The organism is Streptomyces sp. H39-C1 (genome assembly GCF_027158125.1).
In the GTDB taxonomy this organism is placed as follows: Bacteria; Actinomycetota; Actinomycetes; order Streptomycetales; family Streptomycetaceae; genus Actinacidiphila; species Actinacidiphila fildesensis.
Map to the genome: position 1 here is coordinate 12,015 of NZ_JAPVLS010000033.1, position 21,477 is coordinate 33,491.

The 21,477-nt window shown below is 69.2% G+C and carries 22 protein-coding genes; 4 read left to right on the top strand and 18 right to left on the bottom strand.

The window, feature by feature from the left end; all coding sequences use genetic code 11:
• Positions 1-253: 253 nt before the first annotated feature.
• The 6 genes from O3W51_RS22100 to O3W51_RS22125 all read right to left on the bottom strand — a co-directional run bounded on the left by O3W51_RS22100 (position 254) and on the right by O3W51_RS22125 (position 8,896).
• Positions 254-454, bottom strand: a complete 201-nt coding sequence (locus O3W51_RS22100; RefSeq protein ID WP_164608376.1) for a hypothetical protein — start codon at positions 452-454, stop codon at positions 254-256.
• Positions 455-682: 228 nt separating this feature from the next.
• Entirely contained in the window at positions 683-3,253 is a 2,571-nt protein-coding gene (locus tag O3W51_RS22105; protein WP_164608377.1) for a plasma-membrane proton-efflux P-type ATPase, read from the bottom strand.
• Positions 3,254-3,322: 69 nt separating this feature from the next.
• Positions 3,323-4,348 carry a class I fructose-bisphosphate aldolase gene (locus O3W51_RS22110; protein ID WP_164608378.1) on the bottom strand — a complete coding sequence of 342 codons (1,026 nt, stop codon included), beginning with the start codon at positions 4,346-4,348 and terminating at the stop codon, positions 3,323-3,325.
• Entirely contained in the window at positions 4,345-6,747 is a 2,403-nt protein-coding gene (locus O3W51_RS22115; RefSeq protein ID WP_164608379.1) for a phosphoketolase family protein, read from the bottom strand. Before O3W51_RS22115 ends, O3W51_RS22110 begins: the two co-directional genes overlap by 4 nt.
• Positions 6,748-6,796: 49 nt before the next feature.
• Positions 6,797-7,675 carry a slipin family protein gene (locus O3W51_RS22120; protein WP_269287204.1) on the bottom strand — a complete coding sequence of 293 codons (879 nt, stop codon included), beginning with the start codon at positions 7,673-7,675 and terminating at the stop codon, positions 6,797-6,799.
• 351 nt (positions 7,676-8,026) lie between these two features.
• A complete protein-coding gene (locus tag O3W51_RS22125; protein WP_239070840.1) occupies positions 8,027-8,896 on the bottom strand; it encodes a universal stress protein in 870 nt (289 codons plus the stop codon).
• A 93-nt stretch (positions 8,897-8,989) separates the two neighbouring features.
• On the opposite strand from O3W51_RS22125, the gene O3W51_RS22130 reads away from it, so the two are divergent.
• The 3 genes from O3W51_RS22130 to O3W51_RS22140 are packed head-to-tail and all read left to right on the top strand — an operon-like array spanning position 8,990 to position 10,954.
• Complete coding sequence (locus tag O3W51_RS22130) at positions 8,990-9,469, top strand: STAS domain-containing protein (protein WP_269287205.1); 480 nt, start codon at positions 8,990-8,992, stop codon at positions 9,467-9,469.
• On the top strand, positions 9,459-10,202 hold the full coding sequence (locus O3W51_RS22135) for an ANTAR domain-containing protein (RefSeq protein WP_164608382.1): 744 nt from the start codon (positions 9,459-9,461) through the stop codon (positions 10,200-10,202). Before O3W51_RS22130 ends, O3W51_RS22135 begins: the two co-directional genes overlap by 11 nt.
• 5 nt (positions 10,203-10,207) lie before the next feature.
• Positions 10,208-10,954, top strand: coding sequence for a GAF and ANTAR domain-containing protein (locus O3W51_RS22140; protein ID WP_164608383.1), 747 nt, complete (start codon positions 10,208-10,210; stop codon positions 10,952-10,954).
• Positions 10,955-11,256: 302 nt separating this feature from the next.
• Here the strand turns inward: O3W51_RS22140 and O3W51_RS22145 are convergent, their stop codons facing one another.
• From O3W51_RS22145 to O3W51_RS22155, 3 genes are read right to left on the bottom strand one after another with little or no spacing between them, the layout of a single operon-like run.
• Positions 11,257-11,568 (bottom strand): hypothetical protein, encoded by a 312-nt coding sequence (locus O3W51_RS22145; protein WP_164608384.1) that lies wholly within the window; start codon positions 11,566-11,568, stop codon positions 11,257-11,259.
• Between the two features lie 29 nt (positions 11,569-11,597).
• Positions 11,598-12,506, bottom strand: a complete 909-nt coding sequence (locus O3W51_RS22150; RefSeq protein WP_164608385.1) for a hypothetical protein — start codon at positions 12,504-12,506, stop codon at positions 11,598-11,600.
• The gene (locus O3W51_RS22155) at positions 12,503-12,985 is read right to left on the bottom strand and encodes an NUDIX hydrolase (protein WP_164608386.1); all 483 of its coding nucleotides are present in this window, start codon (positions 12,983-12,985) and stop codon (positions 12,503-12,505) included. Before O3W51_RS22155 ends, O3W51_RS22150 begins: the two co-directional genes overlap by 4 nt.
• A 303-nt stretch (positions 12,986-13,288) precedes the next feature.
• Between O3W51_RS22155 and O3W51_RS22160 the strand changes: the two genes are divergently transcribed.
• A complete protein-coding gene (locus O3W51_RS22160; protein WP_164608387.1) occupies positions 13,289-13,774 on the top strand; it encodes a hypothetical protein in 486 nt (161 codons plus the stop codon).
• Here O3W51_RS22160 and O3W51_RS22165 read toward each other — a convergent pair.
• The 9 genes from O3W51_RS22165 to O3W51_RS22205 all read right to left on the bottom strand — a co-directional run bounded on the left by O3W51_RS22165 (position 13,753) and on the right by O3W51_RS22205 (position 21,318).
• On the bottom strand, positions 13,753-15,066 hold the full coding sequence (locus O3W51_RS22165; protein ID WP_269287207.1) for a NucA/NucB deoxyribonuclease domain-containing protein: 1,314 nt from the start codon (positions 15,064-15,066) through the stop codon (positions 13,753-13,755). The genes O3W51_RS22160 and O3W51_RS22165 overlap by 22 nt on opposite strands.
• Before the next feature lie 122 nt (positions 15,067-15,188).
• Positions 15,189-15,986, bottom strand: a complete 798-nt coding sequence (locus O3W51_RS22170) for an aldo/keto reductase (protein ID WP_269287208.1) — start codon at positions 15,984-15,986, stop codon at positions 15,189-15,191.
• Positions 15,983-16,585 (bottom strand): AAA family ATPase, encoded by a 603-nt coding sequence (locus tag O3W51_RS22175; protein ID WP_164608390.1) that lies wholly within the window; start codon positions 16,583-16,585, stop codon positions 15,983-15,985. The genes O3W51_RS22170 and O3W51_RS22175 overlap by 4 nt, the downstream gene beginning before the upstream one ends.
• Complete coding sequence (locus O3W51_RS22180) at positions 16,579-17,193, bottom strand: 3'-5' exonuclease (RefSeq protein WP_269287209.1); 615 nt, start codon at positions 17,191-17,193, stop codon at positions 16,579-16,581. Before O3W51_RS22180 ends, O3W51_RS22175 begins: the two co-directional genes overlap by 7 nt.
• A complete protein-coding gene (locus O3W51_RS22185; protein WP_164608391.1) occupies positions 17,190-18,374 on the bottom strand; it encodes a radical SAM protein in 1,185 nt (394 codons plus the stop codon). Before O3W51_RS22185 ends, O3W51_RS22180 begins: the two co-directional genes overlap by 4 nt.
• 10 nt (positions 18,375-18,384) lie before the next feature.
• Positions 18,385-19,032 (bottom strand): hypothetical protein, encoded by a 648-nt coding sequence (locus O3W51_RS22190; protein WP_269287210.1) that lies wholly within the window; start codon positions 19,030-19,032, stop codon positions 18,385-18,387.
• Complete coding sequence (locus O3W51_RS22195) at positions 19,029-19,562, bottom strand: STAS domain-containing protein (protein WP_269287211.1); 534 nt, start codon at positions 19,560-19,562, stop codon at positions 19,029-19,031. The genes O3W51_RS22190 and O3W51_RS22195 overlap by 4 nt, the downstream gene beginning before the upstream one ends.
• Positions 19,562-20,494, bottom strand: coding sequence for a Scr1 family TA system antitoxin-like transcriptional regulator (locus O3W51_RS22200; RefSeq protein WP_269287213.1), 933 nt, complete (start codon positions 20,492-20,494; stop codon positions 19,562-19,564). Before O3W51_RS22200 ends, O3W51_RS22195 begins: the two co-directional genes overlap by 1 nt.
• Positions 20,476-21,318: a Scr1 family TA system antitoxin-like transcriptional regulator gene (locus O3W51_RS22205; RefSeq protein ID WP_269287214.1), complete on the bottom strand. Its 843-nt coding sequence runs from the start codon at positions 21,316-21,318 to the stop codon at positions 20,476-20,478. The genes O3W51_RS22200 and O3W51_RS22205 overlap by 19 nt, the downstream gene beginning before the upstream one ends.
• Positions 21,319-21,477 lie beyond the last annotated feature (159 nt).

Consider the following 21,477-nt stretch of genomic DNA (forward strand, 5'->3'; position numbering starts at 1 on the left):
GGTCGAGCGCACCCCGGGTTCCTGCTGCTACGGGAGGCAGCAGAGTCGCCAGGGCTGCACTGGGTGTCCACCTCAGCCCTGCCGCCATCCACCCGGTCCACAAGGCCGACGGGAACCGGCGGCTCCCCGGGTGCGACGACCATGCGGATGAGCGTGCGCGCGAGGGGGTCGATGACCACGCGGGTCAGCTCACTGCAGGCACCGTCGCTGGTGGGGTCCTCGGTGCCGATCGTGAAGGACGTGCTCTGGCCGGTCATGGGCTCGCTTCTCTTCTGTGCCGTGCGCCGTCACCGATACGGCGTAGGTTCCACAGGCCGCCGAGGCGTTCGTGGTTGGGGAGTTCCTCCTCCTGGTTCAGACGTGCGAACAGGTCGAAGAAGGCGTTCAGGGCGTCGTCGCCGCGCAGCCGCTGTTCGATGGAGCGAAGCGCGCGGTACGTCAGCCTCGGTCTCATGTCGTCCTCCCTCTGCCGGGACCGGAGCCCGTCGCCGGTGTCGCGGCTCCGGGAACCGGGGATCGCCTAGACGGGCACAGGATGCTGGCTGCACCATGCGCACCGGCGGCGGCCCTGCGTGCCCGGTCTGTTGTTGCCGTGGTCCTTGATCTCAATGCCGTAGGGGCAGTTGTCGTTGTCGTGGTAGACGTCCGGATCGGCATCAGTGTGGAACGCGGTGCCCGTCGCTTATCCGGCAGCCCGTGGTGAGGTGCCCGGTCCCTGGCTGGGCGCCGGTTCGGCTGCTTGCGGACGCGCAGCAGTGGGCTCGGTGGTCGAACTGTCGGTGGTGGTCCGGTCCAGGATCCGGTAGGCGAGGAGTTTGATCCGGTCGGTGACCAGGAACCAGACCAGGGCGTAGCCCCAGACCAGCAGGGCGTACGTCCAGCCGAGCGGGGTCATCAGGACGCCGAAGACGGCGATCAGGGTGGCCAGGATCTGGGTGCCGAGCACGGCCAGCCACAGGATGCGGGCGGGGCGGATGGACCAGAAGGGTCCGCGGGTGCGGGTGAGGAAGATCGTCAGGTGTCCGGCGACGGACAGCATCAGGTACATCAGGGTCTGCAGTTGCGGGTGGCCCAGGTGGAAGACGCTGTTGCCGAGGTAGAACAGGCCGAAGGCGGCGATCGGGCCCACCACGCCCAGGACTGTGGCGATGCCCAGTACCAGGCGCATGTTCCAGGCTTCGGGGCGGTTGCGGTAGCGGACGTTGTCGTAGGCGATGGACAGGATGGCGCCGTCGTTGAGCAGCGCCAGTATGACGATCATGACGGCGGTCAGCGGGTAGAAGTTGAAGACCAGGATGGCCAGGGTGACGAACAGCAGCACGCGCAGGGTTTCGGCGATGCGGTAGATCGCGTAGCTGTTCATCCGCTGGAAGATCTTGCGGCTTTCCTTGATCGCGTCGATGATCACGGACAGGCCGGGGGTGGTCAGGACGATGTCGGCCGCCGCGCGGGCGGCGTCGGTGGCGCCGTCCACCGCGATGCCGCAGTCGGCCTTCTTCAGCGCGGGGGCGTCGTTGACGCCGTCGCCGGTCATGCCGACGATGTGGCCGCGTTTCTGCAGGACGTCGACGATGTGGAACTTGTGCTCGGGGAAGACCTGGGCGAAGCCGTCGGCCTCCTCGATGGACTTCGCGGTCGCCGCGCTCTCCTCCTGTTTGACGTCGCCCAGGCCGGCGGCGTCCAGGATGCCGGTGCCCATGCCGAGTTTCTTGGCGGTCTCCTGGGCGATGGCGAGTTGGTCGCCGGTGACCATCTTGACGCTCACGCCCATGTCGCGGGCGGTGGCGATGGTGGTGGCGGCGTCCTGGCGCGGCGGGTCGGACAGGGGCAGCACACCGAGGAACTGCCAGGGCCCGTCCTGGCCTTCGGCGCGGGCCACGCCCAGGGCGCGGAAGCCCCGGGCGGCGAAGGCGTTGACCGCACCGTCCACGGCGGTTTTGACGTCCGCGGCGTTGGCCGACAGCGCCAGGATGACCTGGGGTGCGCCCTTGGTCGTCCTGAACACGGTGCCTTGCGTGGGCTGGGCGGTGGCTTCGGTGCGCTTGTGGACCGGGTCGAAGGGCTGGAAGTGGGTGACCCGGTAGCCGGCCAGGGCGTCCTTGTCACCGAGGCCGCCCAGGACGGCCAAGTCGATGGGGTCCTGGTTCTCGGCGCGCGAGGCCAGGGCCGCCGCGAGGATGACCTGGTCGGCCGGTGTGTCGCTGGCGCTGAAGACCTCGCCCAGGGTGAGGGTGTTCTGGGTCAGGGTGCCGGTCTTGTCCGCGCACAGCACGTCCACGCCGGCCAGTTCCTCGATCGCCACCAGCCGGCTGACGATCGCCTGCTTGCGGGCCAGCAGCCGAGCGCCGACGGCCATGGTCACCGACAGCACCGTCGGCATCGCCACCGGGATCGCGGCGACCGTCAGCACCAGGGCGAACTGCACCGTGGTGAACAGCGGGTCGCCGCGAACCAGCGCCACCACGATGATCACCGTGACCAGGACCGCGGCCAGGACGATCAGGTAGTTCCCGATCCTCAGGACGGCGCGCTGGAAGTGGCTGACCGTGTGGGCGTCCTGGACCAGTTGCGCGGTCTTGCCGAAGTAGGTGTCCACACCGGTCGCGTAGACCAGGGCGTCGCTCTCGCCGCGGCGGACGATGGAGCCGGAGAACACCGCCTCGCCGGGCTGCCGGGTGGCCGGCAGCGACTCCCCGGTCAGCGCGGACTGGTCCACCTCGACCTCGTCACCGGTCAGCAGCCGGGCGTCGGCCGGCACGATGTCGCCCAGCCGCACCCGGATGACGTCCCCCGGGACCAGGTCCCGTGCGGCGACGGTGGTCCACGCTCCCTCGCGCCTGACCCGGGCCTTGATCGCGAGTCTGGCCTTCAACGCGTCGATCGCGTTGCCTGCCTGGTGCTCCTCCCAGAAGCCGACCACGGCGTTGGCCACCAGCAGGACCAGGATGATGAAGAAGTCCGGCCAGTGGCCCACCACGGCCGACAGGATCACCGCGGCCTCGATCATCCACGGGATCGGGCCCCAGAAATAGGCCAGGAACTTCAGCAGCGGGTTGGCCTTGACCTCGGCTATCTCGTTGGGCCCGTACCGGGTCAGCCGCTCGGCGGCCTCGGCCTGGCCCAGCCCGGAGGGGGAGCTGTTCAGCTTCTGCTCGACCTCCGGCAGGGGGAGGGATTTGAGGTCCTCGCCCGAGGAGGGCTCGGGGGCCCTGCCGGCCCCTGTGGCCGGTGCCGCGCTAGCATCCGCTGTCATGAGTGGGTTCCGCCGATCTTCGGGTAGCTGGTGTCGGGTGCGCGTACAGGGGGAAGGGTGACCCGCAGGTCAGGAGGCCCGCTCCAGGGCTGGGGTGTAGGCGCCGCGGCGGGCGGCCGCATCGCATCGGGCGCGGTGCAGCAGGGCCTTCTGCGCGGCGGGGACCTGGGTGTCCTTGCCGTGCCAGATCTCCAGGGCCGGCTGCTGGATGGCGCGGGCGAAGGAGAACGTCAGGGGCCAGGGAAGGCGGGACCGGTCCCGCGTGTGCATGGCGTTGAGATAGGCCGTGGCCTGCTCACCCGGTTGCCCGCCCGACAGGAACGCGATCCCCGCGACGGCGGCAGGCACCGTGCGCCGAAGGGCGTCCAGGGTGGCGTCGGCCACGGCGTCCACCGACTCCTGGTCGGGGCAGTCCGATCCCGGGAGAACCATGTTCGGCTTGAGAATCAGACCCTCCAACGAGACCCGCTGGTCGTGGAGCTGACCGAAGACCGCCCGCAGGACATCCTCGGTCACCTCGCCGCACCGCCTCAGGGTGTGCCGCCCGTCCATGAGCACCTCCGGCTCCACCATCGGCACCAGCCCGGCCTCCTGGCACAGGGCGGCGTAACGGGCCAGGGGGTGGGCGTTGGCCTGGATGCAGCCGGCGCTTGGGCGGTCTTCGCCGATCGTGATCACCGCGCGCCACTTGGCGAAGCGGGCACCCAGGCTCCGGTACTCGGCCAGGCGCTCCCGCAGCCCGTCCAGGCCCTCGGTGACGCTCTCGCCCGCACTCAGCGCCAGCGCATGGGTTCCGGCGTCGACCTTGATCCCGGCGAGGATCCCGGCGTCGTTCAGGAGCTGCACCAGGGGCGTCCCGTCCGGGGCGCGCTGGCGGATCGTCTCGTCGTGGAGGATCGCCGCGCTGATGAACTCGCCCAGACCCGGCGTGGTGACCAGCCACTGCCGGTAGGCGTGCCGCATCTGCGGTGTCCGGGGGATCCCGGCCTGGTCGAAGCGTTCCTCGCAGGTGGGGATGCTCTCGTCCATCGCCAGCAGGCCCTTGTCGCCGCCGACCAGCGCCTGGGCCACGGCCACCAGCTCCTGCGCGCTCACGGTGCCGTGCCCCAGACCCAGTCGCGGATCTCGGGCAGGTCCTGACCGTGGATGTTGATGTAGCGGGTGTGCTCGACCAGCTTGTCCTGCATCTGCTGCTTGAGGTAGTCGCCGCCGGCGCCGAGCTGCGGGAGCCGGTCGATGACGTCCATGACCAGGTGGAAGCGGTCAAGGCGGTTCTGCACGCGCATGTCGAAGGCGGTAGTGATGGTGCCCTCCTCGTTGTAGCCGCGTACGTGCAGGTTGCGGTTGGTGCGGCGGTAGGTGAGGCGGTGGATCAGCTGGGGGTAGCCGTGGAAGGCGAAGATGATGTGCTTGTCGCGGGTGAACAGCGAGTCGTAGTCGGCGTCGCTCAGGCCGTGCGGGTGCTCGCTCTCGGGCTGGAGCTTCATCAGGTCCACCACGTTGACGACCCGGACCCTGAGCTGCGGAAGGTGCTCGCGCAGGATCGAGACAGTTGCCAGAACTTCCAGGGTGGGGGTGTCCCCGGCGCAGGCCAGGACCACGTCCGGTTCCGCTCCCTGGTCGTTGCTGGCCCACTGCCAGATGCCGGCTCCCTCGGTGCAGTGCACGACTGCGGCCTCCATGGAGAGCCACTGCGGCATCGCGCGCTTGCCGGCGACCACGACGTTGACGTAGTTGCGGCTGCGCAGGCAGTGGTCCATCACGGACAGCAGGGTGTTGGCGTCCGGGGGCAGGTAGACGCGTACCACGTCGGCCTTCTTGTTCACCACGTGGTCCAGGAAGCCGGGGTCCTGGTGGGTGAAGCCGTTGTGGTCCTGCTGCCAGACGTGCGAGGTCAGCAGGTAGTTGAGGGAGGCGATGTCACGCCGCCAGGGCAGCTTCTTGGTGATCTTGAGCCATTTGGCGTGCTGGTTGAACATCGAGTCGACGATGTGGATGAACGCCTCGTAGCAGTTGAACAGCCCGTGGCGGCCGGTCAGGAGGTATCCCTCCAGCCAGCCCTGGCACTGGTGCTCGCTGAGCATCGAGTCCAGCACCCGCCCCTGGGGTGCCAGGAACTCATCTCCCTCCACGGTGGCGCCTTGCCACTGGCGGCTGGTGACCTCGAAGACCGAGCCCAGGAAGTTGGACACGGTCTCGTCGGGGCCGACGAGGCGGAAATTGCGCGTGCGCTCGTTCAGCGCGGTGACGTCCCGCAGGAAGCTGCCAAGCACCAGCGTGTCCTGAGCCTGGACCGCGCCGGGGGCAGGCACGTCCACGCCGTGGGTGCGGAAGTCGGGCATCCGCAGGTCCCGCAGCAGCATGCCGCCGTTGGTGTGCGGGTTCGCGCCCATCCGCCGATCGCCCTCGGGTGCCAGCGCGGCCAACTCCGGCACCAGCGCGCCGTCGGTGTCGAACAGCTCCTCGGGGCGGTAGCTGCGCATCCACTCCTCCAACTGCTCGACGTGCCCGGGGTGGTCGGCGTCGACCAGCAGCGGGACCTGGTGCGAGCGGAAGGTGCCCTCGATCGGGAGACCGTCGACCTCCTTGGGGCCGGTCCAGCCCTTGGGGGAGCGCAGGACGATCATCGGCCAGCGCGGCCGGGTGGTGTCGCCGGTGGTGCGGGCGTGCTCCTGGAGGGCCTGGATCCGCTGGATTGCACGGTCCAGGGCAGCGGCCATCAGCTGGTGCATCGCCTGCGGCTCATCTCCGGAGACGAATACCGGCTCCCAGCCGCAGCCGCGGAGGAACTGCTCCAACTCCTCCTCCTCGATCCGGGCCAGGATTGCCGGGTTGCTGATCTTGTAGCCGTTCAGGTGCAGGATCGGCAGGACCGCCCCGTCGCCGACGGGGCTGAGGAACTTCGTGGACTGCCAGGAGGTGGCCAGCGGTCCGGTCTCGGCCTCGCCGTCGCCGACCACGCAGGCCACGATCAGGGCGGGGTTGTCGAACGCGGCCCCGAAGGCATGGCTGAGCGAGTAGCCCAGCTCACCGCCCTCGTGGATGGAGCCCGGGGTGGAGGGTGCGACGTGGCTGGAGATCCCGCCGGGGAAGGAGAACTGGGTGAACAGCTTCTTCATCCCCGCCTCGTCCTGGCTGATGTCGGGGTAGACCTCGCTGTAGGACCCCTCCAGGTAGGTGTTGCCCACCAGGGCGGGGCCGCCGTGACCGGGGCCGGCGACGTAGAACATGTCCAGGTCGTACTTCTTGATCACCCGATTCAGGTGCACGTAGATGAAGTTCTGCCCGGGGGTGGTGCCCCAGTGGCCGACGATCAGCGGCTTGACGTGGGCCAGCTCCAGCGGCTTGGTCAGCAGCGGGTTGTCGTAGAGGTAGAGCTGGCCAACCGACAAATAGTTCGCCGCCCGCCAGTACGCGTCCATCGCCTGCAGCAGGTCCGGTGACAGGACCGGCTCGCCGGTGACGGCGGGCTGGGAGGGGGGTTCGACGTCCATGGCTCAGGACTCCTTCATGGTCATGGCCCGCGGTCCGGTGGGGCGGTGGCTAATGGCTGTTGAGGAGCGGGGAGCCGTTGACCGGGATGTCGCCCTTGGAGGTCTCCACGACCGGACCCGGCACGTCGGGGTCCGAGGTGTCCGTCAGCCCCGGCCGCGCCCTGGGGACAGCGGCGGTCAGGGGCACGGCGGCGGCGGTCTCGCGCGCCAGGAAGGAGCCCAGCTCCCCGATGGTGCTCATCAGCGGGGCCGGGAAGACGACGGTGGTGTTCTTGTCGACGCCGATCTCCACCAGGCTCTGCAGGTTGCGCAGTTGGAGGGCAAGGGGGTGCTCCATCATGATGTCGGACGCCTCGCCCAGTGCGGCGGCGGCCAGGGACTCGCCCTCGGCGTTGATGATCTTGGCGCGCTTCTCCCGCTCGGCCTCGGCCTGGCGGGCCATTGCCCGCTTCATGCTGTCCGGCAGCTGAATGTCCTTCAGCTCCACCAGCGTCACCTGGACGCCCCACTCGACGGTGGCCACGTCCAGGATCTCGCGGATGTCCAGGTTGATCGCGTCGGTCTCGGACAGGGTCTCGTCCAGGGTGTGCTGGCCGACGACCTTGCGCAGCGTGGTCTGGGCGATCTGGTCGATCGCGGCGTAGACGTTCTCGATCGCGACCACCGACTTGACCGGGTCCACGACCCGGAAGTAGGCGACGGCGGAGACGTCGACGCTGACGTTGTCGCGGGTGATGATGCCCTGGGACTGGATCGGCATGGTCACGATCCGCAGCGAGACGCGGTGCATGACGTCGATGAACGGGATGATCAGGTGCAGTCCCGGTTCCCGGGGGCCAACGACGCGGCCCAAGCGGAACAGGACGCCCTGCTCGTACTGCTTGACGATCTTCACCGCCAGCGCGAGCACGGCCAGAACAACTAGCACAACGATAATGATGATCAGGACGGGCATCGGGTGCCTCGGATCGGATGACGCGCGCGAATGTCGGCGGGTCGCTACGGTCAGGTCCGCAGAATGGGCGGCCGGTCCTCCGGGCGGCTACGGGAATTCCCTGAGTTCCGCGGGGTCCAGGCGAAACGGAACGTGGGGCCCGACACCCGGAAGCTTCCAGGCGGCATAGTCCAACGCCGTACTGTCAGTCAACGCCCGCGACCAGTCTCTGTCAATGAGCACCCTCCGGGCAGGGACCACCGCCGATGGCGCCGCAGGGCCGCCGGCAGGCCCGGGGAGGCCCGGGTACCGCGCTGGGGTGGGCGGTCACCGCACGTGCGGGACCTAGTCGGGGTCGGGGTGGTCCTGACCTGCCACGACGGCGACGGGGCAGGGGGCGTGGTGCAGCACGGCGTGGTTGACCGGGCCCAACTGCAGTCCCAGATGGCCCTGGCGGCGGTGGGCGCCGACCACGACCAGGTCTGCGCTGCCGGCCTGGTGGAGCAAGACCTTGGCGGCCGGTCCGTGCGTGGACTTGTGCTCCACCTGCACGCGGAACGTGCCGGCGGCCCCGGGCACCGGGGTGTCCAGCAGCTGGGCGACGTGCTTGGCTGCTGCGTTCATGAGCGCGAACGCGTCGGCGGAGTTCGAGGGCCAGGCATGGACCAGGTGCAGGTCCGCCTGCCGCAGGACCGCTTCCCGAACCGCGAACCGCGTTGCCTCAGCGGACGGGTTCGGGCCAAGGCCCAGCACGACCCGGGGCCGCTGGTGGGACGGGCGCTGCCCGGGACCGCGGACCACCACGACGGGGAACGCCGCGCGGGCCGCCACCCGCAGACCCACCGACCCCAGCAGCAGGCCCGCGAAGCCGCCTGCCCCGCGTGCGCCCAGCACCAGCAGCGGCGCCAGGCGCTGCAGGTCCAGCAATCCGCTCACCGGCTCATCGGGGATGACCTCGCTCTCCACCCGAACACCGGGGCACTCGGGCTCCGCATGCTTGGCGGCGGTGGACAGCAGGTCCTGGACCTGTGACCGCTCCGATCCGCCGGGCAGCGGGACCGGCGTCAGCCGAAAGGTTGCCGTTCCTGCCCGACGGTCGTCACCATGCGTGTCAGACAGGGCTACTGTATGGAGGGAAGAGCTGAATATGCCGGTGCGATGAGGCGCGTCATGCCTCACCCCGGACCTGCCAGGGGCATAGAACGACGACGGCATTGCCCGCAGACCGCCGTGAAACCGCCTCAGCGGTGCTTTTCCAGCTGCCCCTGAACCCGGCCGCGTCGCGCACAAGACGCCAGGGAGTCCAGGGTGTTCCACAGGCAGCGCACCACAGCAGCTACCCTGACGGCGCCGCCGTCCCCGGGACCGGAACACCAACGGCTGACCGTCCACCGGCACGACCGCAGACGGGGAACGCTGATCGCACTGGCCGGCGAGATCGACCTCGACTCCGCCCCCTTCGTGCACCAGGCGGTACAGGGGTGCCTGCACGCGGGGATCCGCACCATCGACCTCGACCTGAACCATGTCACCTTCTGCGACATCAGCGGCCTGAACGCCCTCCTCGACGCGACCTGGCTCACCACCGCCGACGGAGGGCGCCTGCGCCTGGAGAACCCGTGCCCGATGCTGTCCCGCCTGCTCGCCCTCACCGGAGCCCACCTCTATCTCGCCACCCGCACCGACGGTATCCGCGACCTGCTCCAGGACGGGGCCCCGATCGACCGGGCCGTCCGCGGCCGGTTCCTGCCCCAGGCCCGCGCCGCAGGGGCGCCCGATGATCAGTGACCGCATGGCCAAAGTCCTGCTCCTCCTGCAGAACCAGGAGGAGCCCGGCGAAGTGGCGGACATCGCCGCAGCGGCAGCCGGGGCCCTGGGCGTCGACGGCCTGGCCCTGTCGCTGACCACAGCGGACGAGGACCACCACAGCGAGGTGTGGTGGTCCTCCCAGGGCCCGGCCTGCGACTTCGAGGACCTGCAGCTCACCCTGGGCCAGGGACCGGGCATCGATACGGCCAGCACCGGAGCCATGGTGTGGGTACCGGACCTGGCTGCGGTCCGCGCCGACCGCTGGCCGCTGCTGTCCATGGAAGCCCCCGACCTGGCGGCCCGCGCGGTGTTCTGCTTCCCGCTGGGAATCGGCGCGATCCGCGTCGGCGTCCTGACCGCCGTACGCCGCACCCCCGGTCCCCTGACACCCGAACAGGCCGACGACGCCCTGGTGCTGGCGGCGGCCCTGACCGCCCGATGCCTGGGCCAGGGCGAACCCGGGCAGAACGCCCTGGACCCCACCGATCCCCTGCGCACCCTGCCGCACGCCGTGGTCCACCAGGCCACCGGCATGCTCAGCGTCCAACTCTCCCTGCCCCTGCCCCAAGCCCTGCTACGGCTGCGCGCGCATGCTTACAGCAGCGGACGCACCATCAACGCCACCTCCCAGGACATCGTGGACCGGCGACTTCGCCTGGACCACAACGGCGACGGCGACGGCACCGCGGTGCCCGTCGCAGACAAGGACTGATCGCCATGCCCCGCGAACAGCAGCTCACCGAGGTCTTCGTGGAAGTCGCCGACTCCCTGATCGACGACTTCGACCTCATCGACTTCCTCCAGCAGCTCTCCGTGCGCTGCATGGAACTCCTGGACGTGGCCGCCGTCGGCATCCTGCTGGCCGACCAGCACGACCACCTCCAGGTCCTGGCCGCCTCCGACGAGCACACCAGACTCCTGGAACTCCTGGTCCTGCAGCACGACCAGGGCCCCTGCGTGGACTGCTACCGCAGCGGCACCCCGCGCACCGACATCGACCTCCACGACCCGCAGACCACCCAGCACTGGCCCCAGTTCGCCGCAGCAGCCCACAAAACCGGCTTCGTCACCGCCAACGCCATCCCGCTGCGCCTGCGCGGCCGGGTCATCGGGGTCCTGGGCCTGTTCCAGACCGCCCCCGATCCCCTCAGCGCCGCCGACGTTACCCTCGCCCAGGCCCTGGCGGACGTGGCGACCATCGCCATCCTCCAGCAGCGCACCCTGGCCCACAGCGAACTGGAACGCGGCCAGCTCCAGTACGCCCTCACCAGCCGCATCGTCGTGGAACAGGTCAAGGGCATCCTCGCCGAGCGCTGGCACATCTCTGTCGACGACGCCTTCTCCGCGTTCCGCATCTACGCCCGATCCAACCACCACCACCTCGCCAACCTCGCCCGACAGATCGCCGACGGCACATTCGACACCGACCAGATCCCCCACCAGCCCACCGCACCACGCGGCTGACCCGGCATCGGCTCATGCGGAACGCCTTCCCGGCGGCCGCTCACGGCGGCGGGGAGCTGGTGCGGCCGGCGGCAGCGTCGGCGATGGTGGCCTGCCGCGGGAAGCGGCACGATCACTAGCTGATCACGCCACCACCCTGCTCGATCTCACAGCCCGAGAACGCATTCACCCTGCGGGCCAGGCGGGGACTTCAGCTGTTGGTGATGATCAAGGAATTGTTCTCAACACGCCGATGCGGACGTTGTTCACTGGTCGGGAGGCTCGAGGCCAAGAGCGCTGGATTGCTCAGATGCGCTTGCCGCCTACATCAGGCTCACGTCCTCCAGCGCGGGGGCCTCGCGGCCGGGATAGGTGAAGGTCACGCGGTCGAATTGAATGAGTTCCGGACTGGCGGTCAGGGGGATACCGCCGGTGGGAATGGCACGGCGGGTTGCCTCGTCCCGGGCCTTCACCAGGTCGTTGAAGAACAGGGCCTGCTCGTACAGCTGGTGGACGTTGGTGACTAGGCGCCGCAGTCCCATGGTGCCGTTGCGGATGGCCAGAACAGCGGTCGCTGCCGAGGCCAGCGGCATATGGCCGCTGGTGAGCAGCCAGGCCAGGACCAAGTACGTCACAGCGGAAGTGAGCCCGGAGATCGCGGAGGTCAGCAGCTCGGTGCCAGCCGCTTCCCGGGCCAGGCGTGTCTGTTCCTCCTCACCCTCCATGGACATCGTCTTGTACTGGTCCAGGAGGAAGGCCCGGCAGCGTGCACGCGCATTTCCGGCGAAGCGGTCTGGGAGATCATCAGGCGTCGTAGCGTCATCTGCTGGCGGACGTGCTCGATCCAGACCTGCACCGAGGCGTAGTCGCGGCGGGCCGCACGAATGGTCCCCCACGCTTTGGGGAGCACCACGGCCAGCAGCAAGGGCACCAAGATCGGATGCAGCACTGCCAGGACACCACCGGAGGCGGCCAACGCCATCACCCCCTCACCGATGCCCAGGCTGTGGGTGATCAGACGACGCGCGGCCATCGTGCCGTGCTGCCCGGAGTCGACCAGCGCGTGGAATTCCGGGTCTTCGATGGTCTCCATCTCCACCCGGATGATCCGCGCGAGCATGCTGACCGCGGCGTGCCGCTCGACCTTCGGCTCCAAGCGCCCACCGGCCGCCTGGGCGACGGCTTGCAGCACCGCGGCCAGCGCGCTGGCCGTCGCCATCCACAGCAGCGAGGGGAACGCGGCGCGCACCTTGTCCCCGGTCGGGCCTCCGGCGAACAGACCCAGCAGGACCCGGTTGGCGGCCAGCAGCCCGAAGGCGCCTGCGGCACCCTGGCCGAGTTGCGCGACGACGACGGCAACCAGCGCGACGCGGTCGACGGCCCACGCCATCGCGGCGGTCTGCCCGATCATGCGCGGCAGTTGCCGGAGCACCGAGAGGAACGTCACGTTCAACCGGGCACCCTCGTGGGTGGTCCACCCCCAGTCGCCCCGTAACCGGCCGCCGAACAGAAGCTGCTCGGTGGCCGAGTGCGGCACGTGAGAGGAGGTCTTGGAGCGGTGAAAGGTCTTCACACCCGGCCCCCGGCCTGTCGCGTCGCCGCCGATGCGGTGTCCCAGCCGATCGCGGTAAAGGTTCGGCCAGCGCGGATCGCGTCCGGGGCGGCGCGGGTGTAGTCGACCAGCGGCTCGGGCAATACGTCGAGCGGGTGCCACTCCCAGCCGGCGCACTTGTCCGGCTCCTTCGTAGCGATCACCCCGGTATAGGCCAGGACCCGGAAGAACAGCTGCAGTCGGTCACGGCCGTCGTCCGCGTCGAGCTGGTGGACCACGTGCGTCAACTGGAGGCCGGACTCGGCGTCGATGATCACCCCGGTCTCCTCATACGCCTCCCGCGCCGCCCCCGCTGCCACCGACTCGCCGGGTTTCAGGTGGCCCGCTGGGACGTGATACGCACCGTGCTCGTAGGAAGTGTTCAATCGTCTGCCCAGCAGGACGTGGCCGTCACTCTCGAACAGCAAGTGGATACCGACGGCTTCGACAAGGGGGTGCACGATGCCTCCTGGTTTCGGACGAGTGCTCTAAAAACGAGCGCTGTGGCCGTATGTAACGCCCCTTAGGGGATTGAGCCCAGATCGCATGTTCGATATTTGGCGAGATTTCTTGACGGAACTGGGCTGGCCCTTCGTGGTGGCTGTGCGATTTTGCTCGGGCAAGAATCGGCCCTTTCTCTGTCAGCCCCAGGGGAAGGCCGAACAGGTGAACGCCGCCATCGGTGCACGGTCGTGTACCGGGCGCACAAGCGGCTGAAAGAGTCCCCGAAGGCCGCCTAGGCTGGATGAATGTCGGAACTCCTTGTGACCGCCCAGCGGCACGTCACCATCGAATACAGCCAATTTGTGCTGGCCGACTTCACATGGGACGACGTGGAGGCGCCACCCCTGAATGAGGACGAATCGATCGGCGTGGGTGCGCGCAGCTTCCGCGTGATGAGCCTGATCCACGACCACGACGTGGTGCTCGACGTCGAGGTGTGGGACAACGAGCCGCCGACGTCGCAGGTGCCGCTCGTGCAAGAGGTGACCATCACCTTGACGACGGGCATCGTGATGGTGGTAGAGCTGATGGGCGGCTGGACACAGGAACCCCCGATCCCGTGCGGGATGCCCGGCCGCTACGGGTTCCGGGTCCGGCGGAGTCTCGGGTTCGCGGTGGAGGACCGGGGTGTCGTCACCAACAGCGATACGCGTGATGTCCTGGAGAGGTACCTCATCCAGGCGTGGCGTCTCCCCGGCCAGGCCGAGGAGACGCCGTCCCATGGTCAGGCGCCGATCTCGATGTAGTACTCCTCACGGCCGAGGATCCGCTGGTTGGTGTACCAGGAGGCCAGCAGTGTTCCTGCAGCGCCGTTCTGCGCGGACGGCAGGTAGCGGACGGAGAAGTTGCCGTCGCCGACGCCGGCGCCTTCCCAGGTGGACGCGAACGGGTACTCGTCGCACTGGGTGCCGGCAGGGGTGCCGGAGGGGGACAGGGAGGTACAGGCTGCGACGCGGTTGGTGCGGTTCGCCTTGACGCGGGTGGAAGAGTCCACGTCCCAGACGACGTCGGCAGCACGGTGCAGCGGCTTGCCGGAGCTGATGGAGCCGGGCACCGACTTGCCGGCCTTCACCGGGTAGGTGGTGGCGGGCTGGTTCTGGGCGTCCCAGATGTGCTGGGCGACCGCACCGTGTGTGGGCGAAGACTTCGAGTAGTCCCAAAAGACGGGGAACACATCGAGGAAGATGCTGCCGCCCAGCGACCCGATGTACGTGGAGGAGTCCATGCGTCCGTTGGTGCGTTCGAGCTGCAGCCAGCCGACGTTCAGGTCCGAGCGGCCCCATTGGGCGATACCGCACCGGCTGATCTTGTCGCCCGAGTAGCCGTCGGTCTTCGCCGAGGAAATGCTGAAGACGCTCGTGGAGCCCTGCTTCCAGTTCAGGACCTTCAGGGGGCTGTTTCCGGTGACGGTGCAGGCTGGGTTGGTTCCGTCCCAGTCGCTGTAGCCGGACGTGCTGTAGGTGAGTTCCAGGGTGGTGGTGGCCGGGCTGGAGACAGTGCCGATGTCAACGAAGCGGTCGGCGCCGGTCGTGAAATACATGCTGCGCGATCCCTTGTCGCCCCGGCCGGCGGTGACGAAGCGGAATGTCGTGGTGCCGACGATCGCACCATCCGCGTTGAGGGTGTAGATCACCGAGGGCCGGATCGCGCAGTAGTTGAACCGGTCCAGGGGGGAGGCGCCTGTCTGGTCCCCGTAGAGGTCCCGGCATCCCTGGACGGTGATGTAGGGGTCCGACTGGAGCGAGGTACGTGCACCTGCGGGGTTCTGTGCGGGCGCCGTCCCGTAGTGACCCTGCTTCGCTGCTTGTTCCTCAGCCTGGGTGAGGGCCGCGAGGGTGGGCGGTGTGTCGTGGGTGGGCTGCGGGGCCCGCATCGTCGGCAGGTGCGCGCCCAGTGGCAGCAGCGGGGTTGTGGGGGTGATGGCGCCGCCGAAGACCGCTGTGAGAGACGCCGGGGCCTGGTCGGCTCTGGCTGCCTGCGGGCTGAGAAGGGCGGCGGCCGTCAGGATCGCGGCCAGTGCGGCGATCCGTCGTGTCACGGTCGGTCGACCTGCGTGTATGTGGGTGTGCATCCTCGTCCTTCGGGTTGGTTGGGCACCAAGGGGACGGCTACGGCGCGCGGTCCTACCGCGGCCCGCGTCTCCTGCGTCATACCTGCTGTTCAGGGCTGTTCTGCGGACATCACCGGGCGGAGTGTTCCGATGAGCCCTTTTAGGTGATCGGGCGAGCTGGTGCCGGGGATGGGGGCGATGTGCGAGCCCAGTGACAGCAGCCAGCGCAACGCTTCGCCTGCTCCGCCTTCCGAGGTGGCGAGAGTGCCGGCGTTCAGTGGCCGGTAGGGGATGTAGGGGATCTGCTGCACGCGGCAGTAGTCGACGGCGGGGTCATCGGGCTCGGTCTGGTTGAGGACGTTCTGCACGGCGGCGACCTGGATTTCGGCGGATGCAGCTCGGATCTGGTCGACGGTGACCTTCGACAGCCCAATGTGGCCGATCTTTCCTTCCGTCTGGAGCGTGCGCAGTTCGCCGACCTGCTCTTCTAGGGGCACGCCCGGGTCGACACGGTGGAGGTAGCACAGCTCCAGCCGGCCCATGGCCAGGCGGCGCAGGCTGGCCTCGACGGCACTGCGTAGATAGGTGGGCCGGCCCAGCGGCGCCCAACGGTCGGGTCCGGGCCGCACCAGACCGACTTTGGTGGCGATCAGGAGATCGGCCGGATAGGGGCGCAGGGCGCGGCGGATGAGTTCTTCCACCGTGTGGGGGCCGTAGGCGTCCGCTGTGTCGATATGGGTGATGCCGTGGATGTGGACGGCTTCGCGCAGAATGCGGATCGCCGCGTCCGGGTCGCGGGGCGGGCCCCACGTTCCCGCCCCGGTCAGGCGCATCGTGCCCAGGCCGAGGCGGGAGACACGTTTGCCTGCGAGCAGGATCCATCCGGCGGCCGGCTGGCGGCGGTTCATCCGGCGGCGGCCATCTGCGTGGCTGCGGTCAGCACTGCCGTGCGGGCGCGGTTACGGGAGTCGTCGGTGTTGACGACGAGGAGACGGTTCGGCTTCACGGTCGCCAGAAGGCGGTGGACGTAATGGTCGACGCTGGCGCGGAAGGCCAGGTCGCGGTCGCGGTGATTGCCCAGCGGCACGGCAGGATCAAGCGCGGTGGCCAGGAGCAGGTCGTATCCGGCCGCATGGGCGGTCACCATGGTCATCAGCAGGTCTCGGTCGGCGTCCTCGGGTTGCTGGCCGCGCTGATCCATACCGGCCAGCAAGTACGCCAGGGGATCGACCACGCTGCGATCGACGAGGACCACGTCGGCGCTCAGGGCCGCTTCTAGTTCCGCGCAGATCCCGGCCGCGATCAGCCACTGGGTGGTGGCGGCAGTCTGATCGCGCATCTTGGGGAACCCCATCGCCGCGGCCCTGTTGGCGAGGCTGCCGGGAGTGCAGACGACCTTGTGACCGTGGGCGCGTAATTCCATGGCCAGCCGCTTGAGCAGGGTGCTCTTGCCGGTGGAGTGGGTTCCCGACACGGCGATGCGTATGGGCGCGGGCGTGGCTACCACAGGGGTTCCTCCTGAAAGGCGGGACGGGCGGGCCGAAGGCCGGGCAGGGTGCCGGGGACGGCAACGGAGATCAGTTCGTCCCAGGAGTCGTAGTGGGCTGCCGCGTCGAGGAGCAGTAGTGCGGTGGCGTGGGCGTCGAACCCCGCGCGGTGGCGTTGCCCGGGAATGTCGGCCACCGGCAGGCCGAGGTGCTGGATGAGGGGATCGAGGCCGTGTTTGGCGGCTTCGGGGTAGGTGGCGCGGGCCAGGCGCAGGGTGTCGATGACGCCGGCCGGCTCCCAGCCAGGCAGGTGCCCGGTCAGCGCCTTGTATTCGACCGAGGCGTTGTGCGCGACGATCCACGCCTGGCCCAACGCGCCCCGGATGTCCTCAGCGACCTCCGGCCAGGCGGGCTTGCCGGCCAGGGCCTCGTTTGTGATGCCGTGGATACGGACGATGTGATTCGGGATGGGGGCTGCTGGCCGGATGAGCCATTCGCGGCGTCGCTCGGCGTGCAGGACACCGTCGGTGATCGGGAGGATGGCGACCTCCACCAGTTCCGGCGGGGTGGCGCCGTTGCCTTCGACATCGACGACGAGGAGCGGCGGCCAGGACAACTTCGTGTTCACGGGGTTGCTTTCTGCGGCCAGCCGAAGTCCGCTCGGCCGTGCCGTCGGGGGTGGTGGGGGTGGCGCCGGTCGTGGACCTGGTAGCCGTGACCGTGCTGGAGGAAGTAGCGCGGGTGCTCGTCCAGGCCCTCGACCAGGATCGCCCGGTCGGTGATCTCAACGGGCCCGGTCGCGCCCAGGGCACGCGCCTGAGCGGTCACCGATTCGAGGTCCGGGGCCTGCCACGCGTGCTCGCACCGGTGGAGCTGGGCCAGCGGGCAGATGTCGCACAGCTCCCGGATGCCGTAGTGCCCGTTGTAGTCCGCCAGGCCGTGGACGGCCGCGACCGCACAGGACGTCTTGCGGTACAGCTGGCCCCACGGCGCGGCCGTGTGGTTGGGCTGGTGGAAGGCGGCAAGGATCCGGGCTTCGGACTCTTCGGGCATGATCTTGCGGCGGGCGGTGTCCTCGTAGGGCTCGGGCAGGCCCTGCTCGCGGTAGTAGGCGGCCATCTCGTCGCGGAAGAACAGCCCGGTGAAGACGGTGGCGTGGGCATGTGCGGCCAGCTCCCGGGCGTAGGCGATATCGCCGTCGGAGTCGTTGAGTCCGGGCACGATCGGCCGCCAGTACAGAATCGTGCGGTAGTTCTCGGCGTGGGCGTACAAGGTGTGGAGGCTCTGCGCGGCGATCCGGGAATCGACCGGTTCGATGCCCGTGTGCTCGATGTTGGAGTGGGTCACCAGGACCGTCAGCTTGATGTTCCGGAACGAGTTGAGGATCGCGCAGTCCGGTTCCTCGACGCGCCAGCGGGTGATGACCAGGACGTGATTGGTCAGCCCGCGCTCGTCCAGGAGGCGCAGGGTGTTGAACGTGTGCTGCTTGACGACGGGCAGCAGTGGGTCCGTCGCCTTGTTGAAGAGCTGCAGGGGGGTGATGTGCGGGCGGAAGTACGGGTGCGAGACGAGGGCCTGGACGGCGTCAGCGTCGCTCATCAGGGCGCGCGGCGCCTTCATGGCGAAGTTGTCGTACAGGTGGCGCACGCAGTACCCGCATTCCAGAGGGCAGCCCACCACGTGGTTCAGGGACAGCCCGCTCTTGCGGTACTCGACCGGATCGGCGAGATCCGGCTTGAGGTCAGTGCGTTGCGTGACGGACAGCAGCGGCAGCGGGCGCCGCGTCGGTAAGGCGTCGGTGTGCGTCATGGCGTCTCCTTCACAGGGGTATGTGGGTTGGGTCAGGTGCCGCCGGTTGCGGCGGCCAGCCCACGACCGTGCAGCCGCGCAGCGTCCTGGTCAGTTGGGCGGCCAGGACCCACCTGATCTCGGGAGAGTCGTAGAAAACGGCATCTCTCCGCCCTTCCACGGGCGAGTGCGGGCTGGAGCGGTAGAGCTGGCCGTACACGCCCTCGACGGCGGAGTCCTTCACGCGCACGGCCACGGAGCCCCGCCCGGCCAGGTGGGGGCAGAGCCGGAGGGCCTGGCGGGCGCAAGGCGCGCAGATCGGGGGGTGGACGGTGACCAGATCCTCCGGCCAGTTCAGCTCGTCGGCCCGGCCTTCGTCGTTCTCCACCAGCCAGAGCACACCCTGCTCAGTGCGATCTGCTGGTCCCGCGCAGACTTGGCACAGCAGGGCCCGCATGCACCGGCGCTGTCGCTGCGCGTGGGTGCGGGCGAACTCGGGCCGACCGCGGCCTTGGGCCAGCGTGGTGCCCATCCACAGGGCCCCTCGGCTATCGCGGTCGTGGGGTTGCTCGTCGGCGTAGACGATGCCGCCCTTGCCGCACAGCAGGGTCCGGGCGATGCGCTGCTCCGCGCTCCACGCGGCCATGTACGGAACGATGTCCGGCGGGGGGATGGTCATCGCGGACCCTCCTGCCCGCCCGCGGCGGCGCCGGCCACGGGCTCCCCGACCTCCGCGGGCGCCTCCTGCTCCTCGGGTGCTTCGGTGGTCGCTGCGCGCAGGGCGTTGGGGACGCTGTCGCACAGGTGGAGGACCTTGGTGAGACCGGTGATGAGCATGATCCGGTGAACGGGCCCCTGGTCCTTGTGGGCCACCAGGTACAGGGTTCGCGGGTCGGGCTGGGTGCGCAGGCGCTTGCAGGCGGCGACCAGCATGCCCAGGTTGGTGGAGTCGAGGAGTTCGACGCCGGTCAGGTCGAGGATCAGATCCCCGTCGCCTTCGTCGATCAGGGTCGTCAGGTATTCCCGCAGGGTCGGGGCTTCGTAGACGCCCAGGATGCCTTCGACGGTGACCACGGTGTGCCGACCGTCTCGCCGGTGCATCACCTGCGCGTCCTCGAATCCCAGGACGATTCTGCCGTCCTTGCCCGTCCAGGTGAGGGTCCTGGCCTCGATGTACGGGAGCGTGACTTCAACGGTGCGATCGAGCATCACGGTGCCCCCTGATCGTGGAAGCGCCCGCGGGCGCTCTGGAGCATCTGCCAGCTCGCGTCGGGGCCGACGGCGAGAGCTTGGGCGGTGTCGAGGCGGGTGCTGGCATCCTGGCCGTGCTGTGGCCCGCTGCTGTAGGCGACGCCGGCCGCTTCCTCGACGAACAGCCGCTGCTCGCCGCGGCGGAAGAGCAGTTCGGTGGTCTGGCGGCGGGGGACGAAGCATCCGCTGCCCAGCGGCAGCACGCGCACGTCAGCGATGCCGTCCTTGATCACGTGGAGCAGGTGGGTGATCTGGGCTTCCATCACGGCCGGCCCGGCGACGGGCCGGGTCAGCACCGTCTCATCCAGCAGCACCAGCACCGTCCGGTCGGCCCGGGGACCCAACGCGCGGGGCACCGGCGGCCGACGGGATCGGTGCAGGGCAGCCGTATAGGCGGCGGTCTGCACGATGGGGGGTATCACGTGCTGGGCGTGTACGCACAGGGAGTCGGCGACGGCTTCGCACGCGGCCAGCCGCAGGCCGTAGCCGGCCTTGTCGTCGATGACGTGGTTACGGCCGTCCACCCGGAGCACCAGCTGCTGCACGGCGTCGATCTCGGCGGGGTTCTTGACCTGGTAGACGCGCAGCAGCGCGGAAACCAGGTGCTCGGAAGGCTTTCGCCCGGCCGTCTCAGTTCGGGCGATCGTTTCCATGCTGCAGTGCACCCGGCGACTAACCGCGTCCTGCGACAGGCCCCGGCTGCGGCGCAGGGCTCGCAGGTACGCGCCGACGATCACGCGAGCGGGCGGTGTCGCGGGGAACGCAGCATCCGGCTCCCGGGCCAGGGGCGCAGCGGGCTCGGGAAGCACAGCGGGCGCGCGAAGCGCACCGGGTGCGGCGAGGGCGAGCGGCATCATCCCGTAGGTCTCGTTCATCGCGGTCCCCGCCATTCCTGGGTGGGTGAGGGCTCGGCACGGCGTTGGAAGTCGGCGCGTGCGGTGTCCAGCAGGGTGCGGCTGTGCTCGACGCTGTGGGCGCCGTTGATCGCGGCGCGCAGGTACGGGCCGTGCGCACCTTCGGCTGCCGGCCCGCTGAAGTAGGACGCGTCCACGCCTTCGCTGACGAAGAGCAGGCGCCCGCGGATGCGCAGTTCGCTGTGGAAGCCGGCCGGCAGCCGCAGGTTCTCCATCCGCGGCACGATTTGAATCTGCGCGTCTCCGCGCGCACTGGCCCGCAGAAGGTGGGCGAGTTGGGCGGCCATCACGCAGGGGCCGCCGACAGGCTGGCGTAACCCGCACTCATCCAGGAGCACCAGCACCCGTCTGCGGTCGCCCCGAGGCAGCGCGCGCGCCGGGCCCAGGCGCCGCTGCTGCTGGGTCAGCGCATCGGCGCAGAATGCTTCGCTGTAGGCGTCAGTCCGTAAGATCGCGGGCACCAGCCCGGCGCTGTAGGTGACGATATCGGAGGCATGGCGCTCACAGGCCCGCAGCCGAGCAGTCCACCCCGGAGCGCAGTCCAGCACCATGTCCGGATCCGCGCCGCGGCCCACGAATTGCGCGCTGGTGGGCGCCAGCAGGCCACGCAGCGTGCGCTGCTCGTGCGGACCGCAGGAGGGAAACCGATCAATCAGTTGCTCCAACTGCTCTTGGCTCAGGGGTCTGCGCCCCCCTTCGGTTCGCTCCAGGTGCTCGGCGGAGATACCCAACACGTCGGCGGCCTCGATGAGCGTCAGGTTCTGGTCCTGGCGCAGCGTGCGCAGGTAGGCGCCTATCACGATGCGGGCAGTCGGTCTCGGCCCGGGTGTCTCGCGATAGGGGGCGTGTGGGGGCCCGGCAACGCCTGCGGCTGGTGCGTTTTGGAGAGGGGTGGGCATGGCATTCCTCGGCGGAGATAGTCGAAACGGTGGAGATGGAACTGCGCCCCCCGGTTCTCT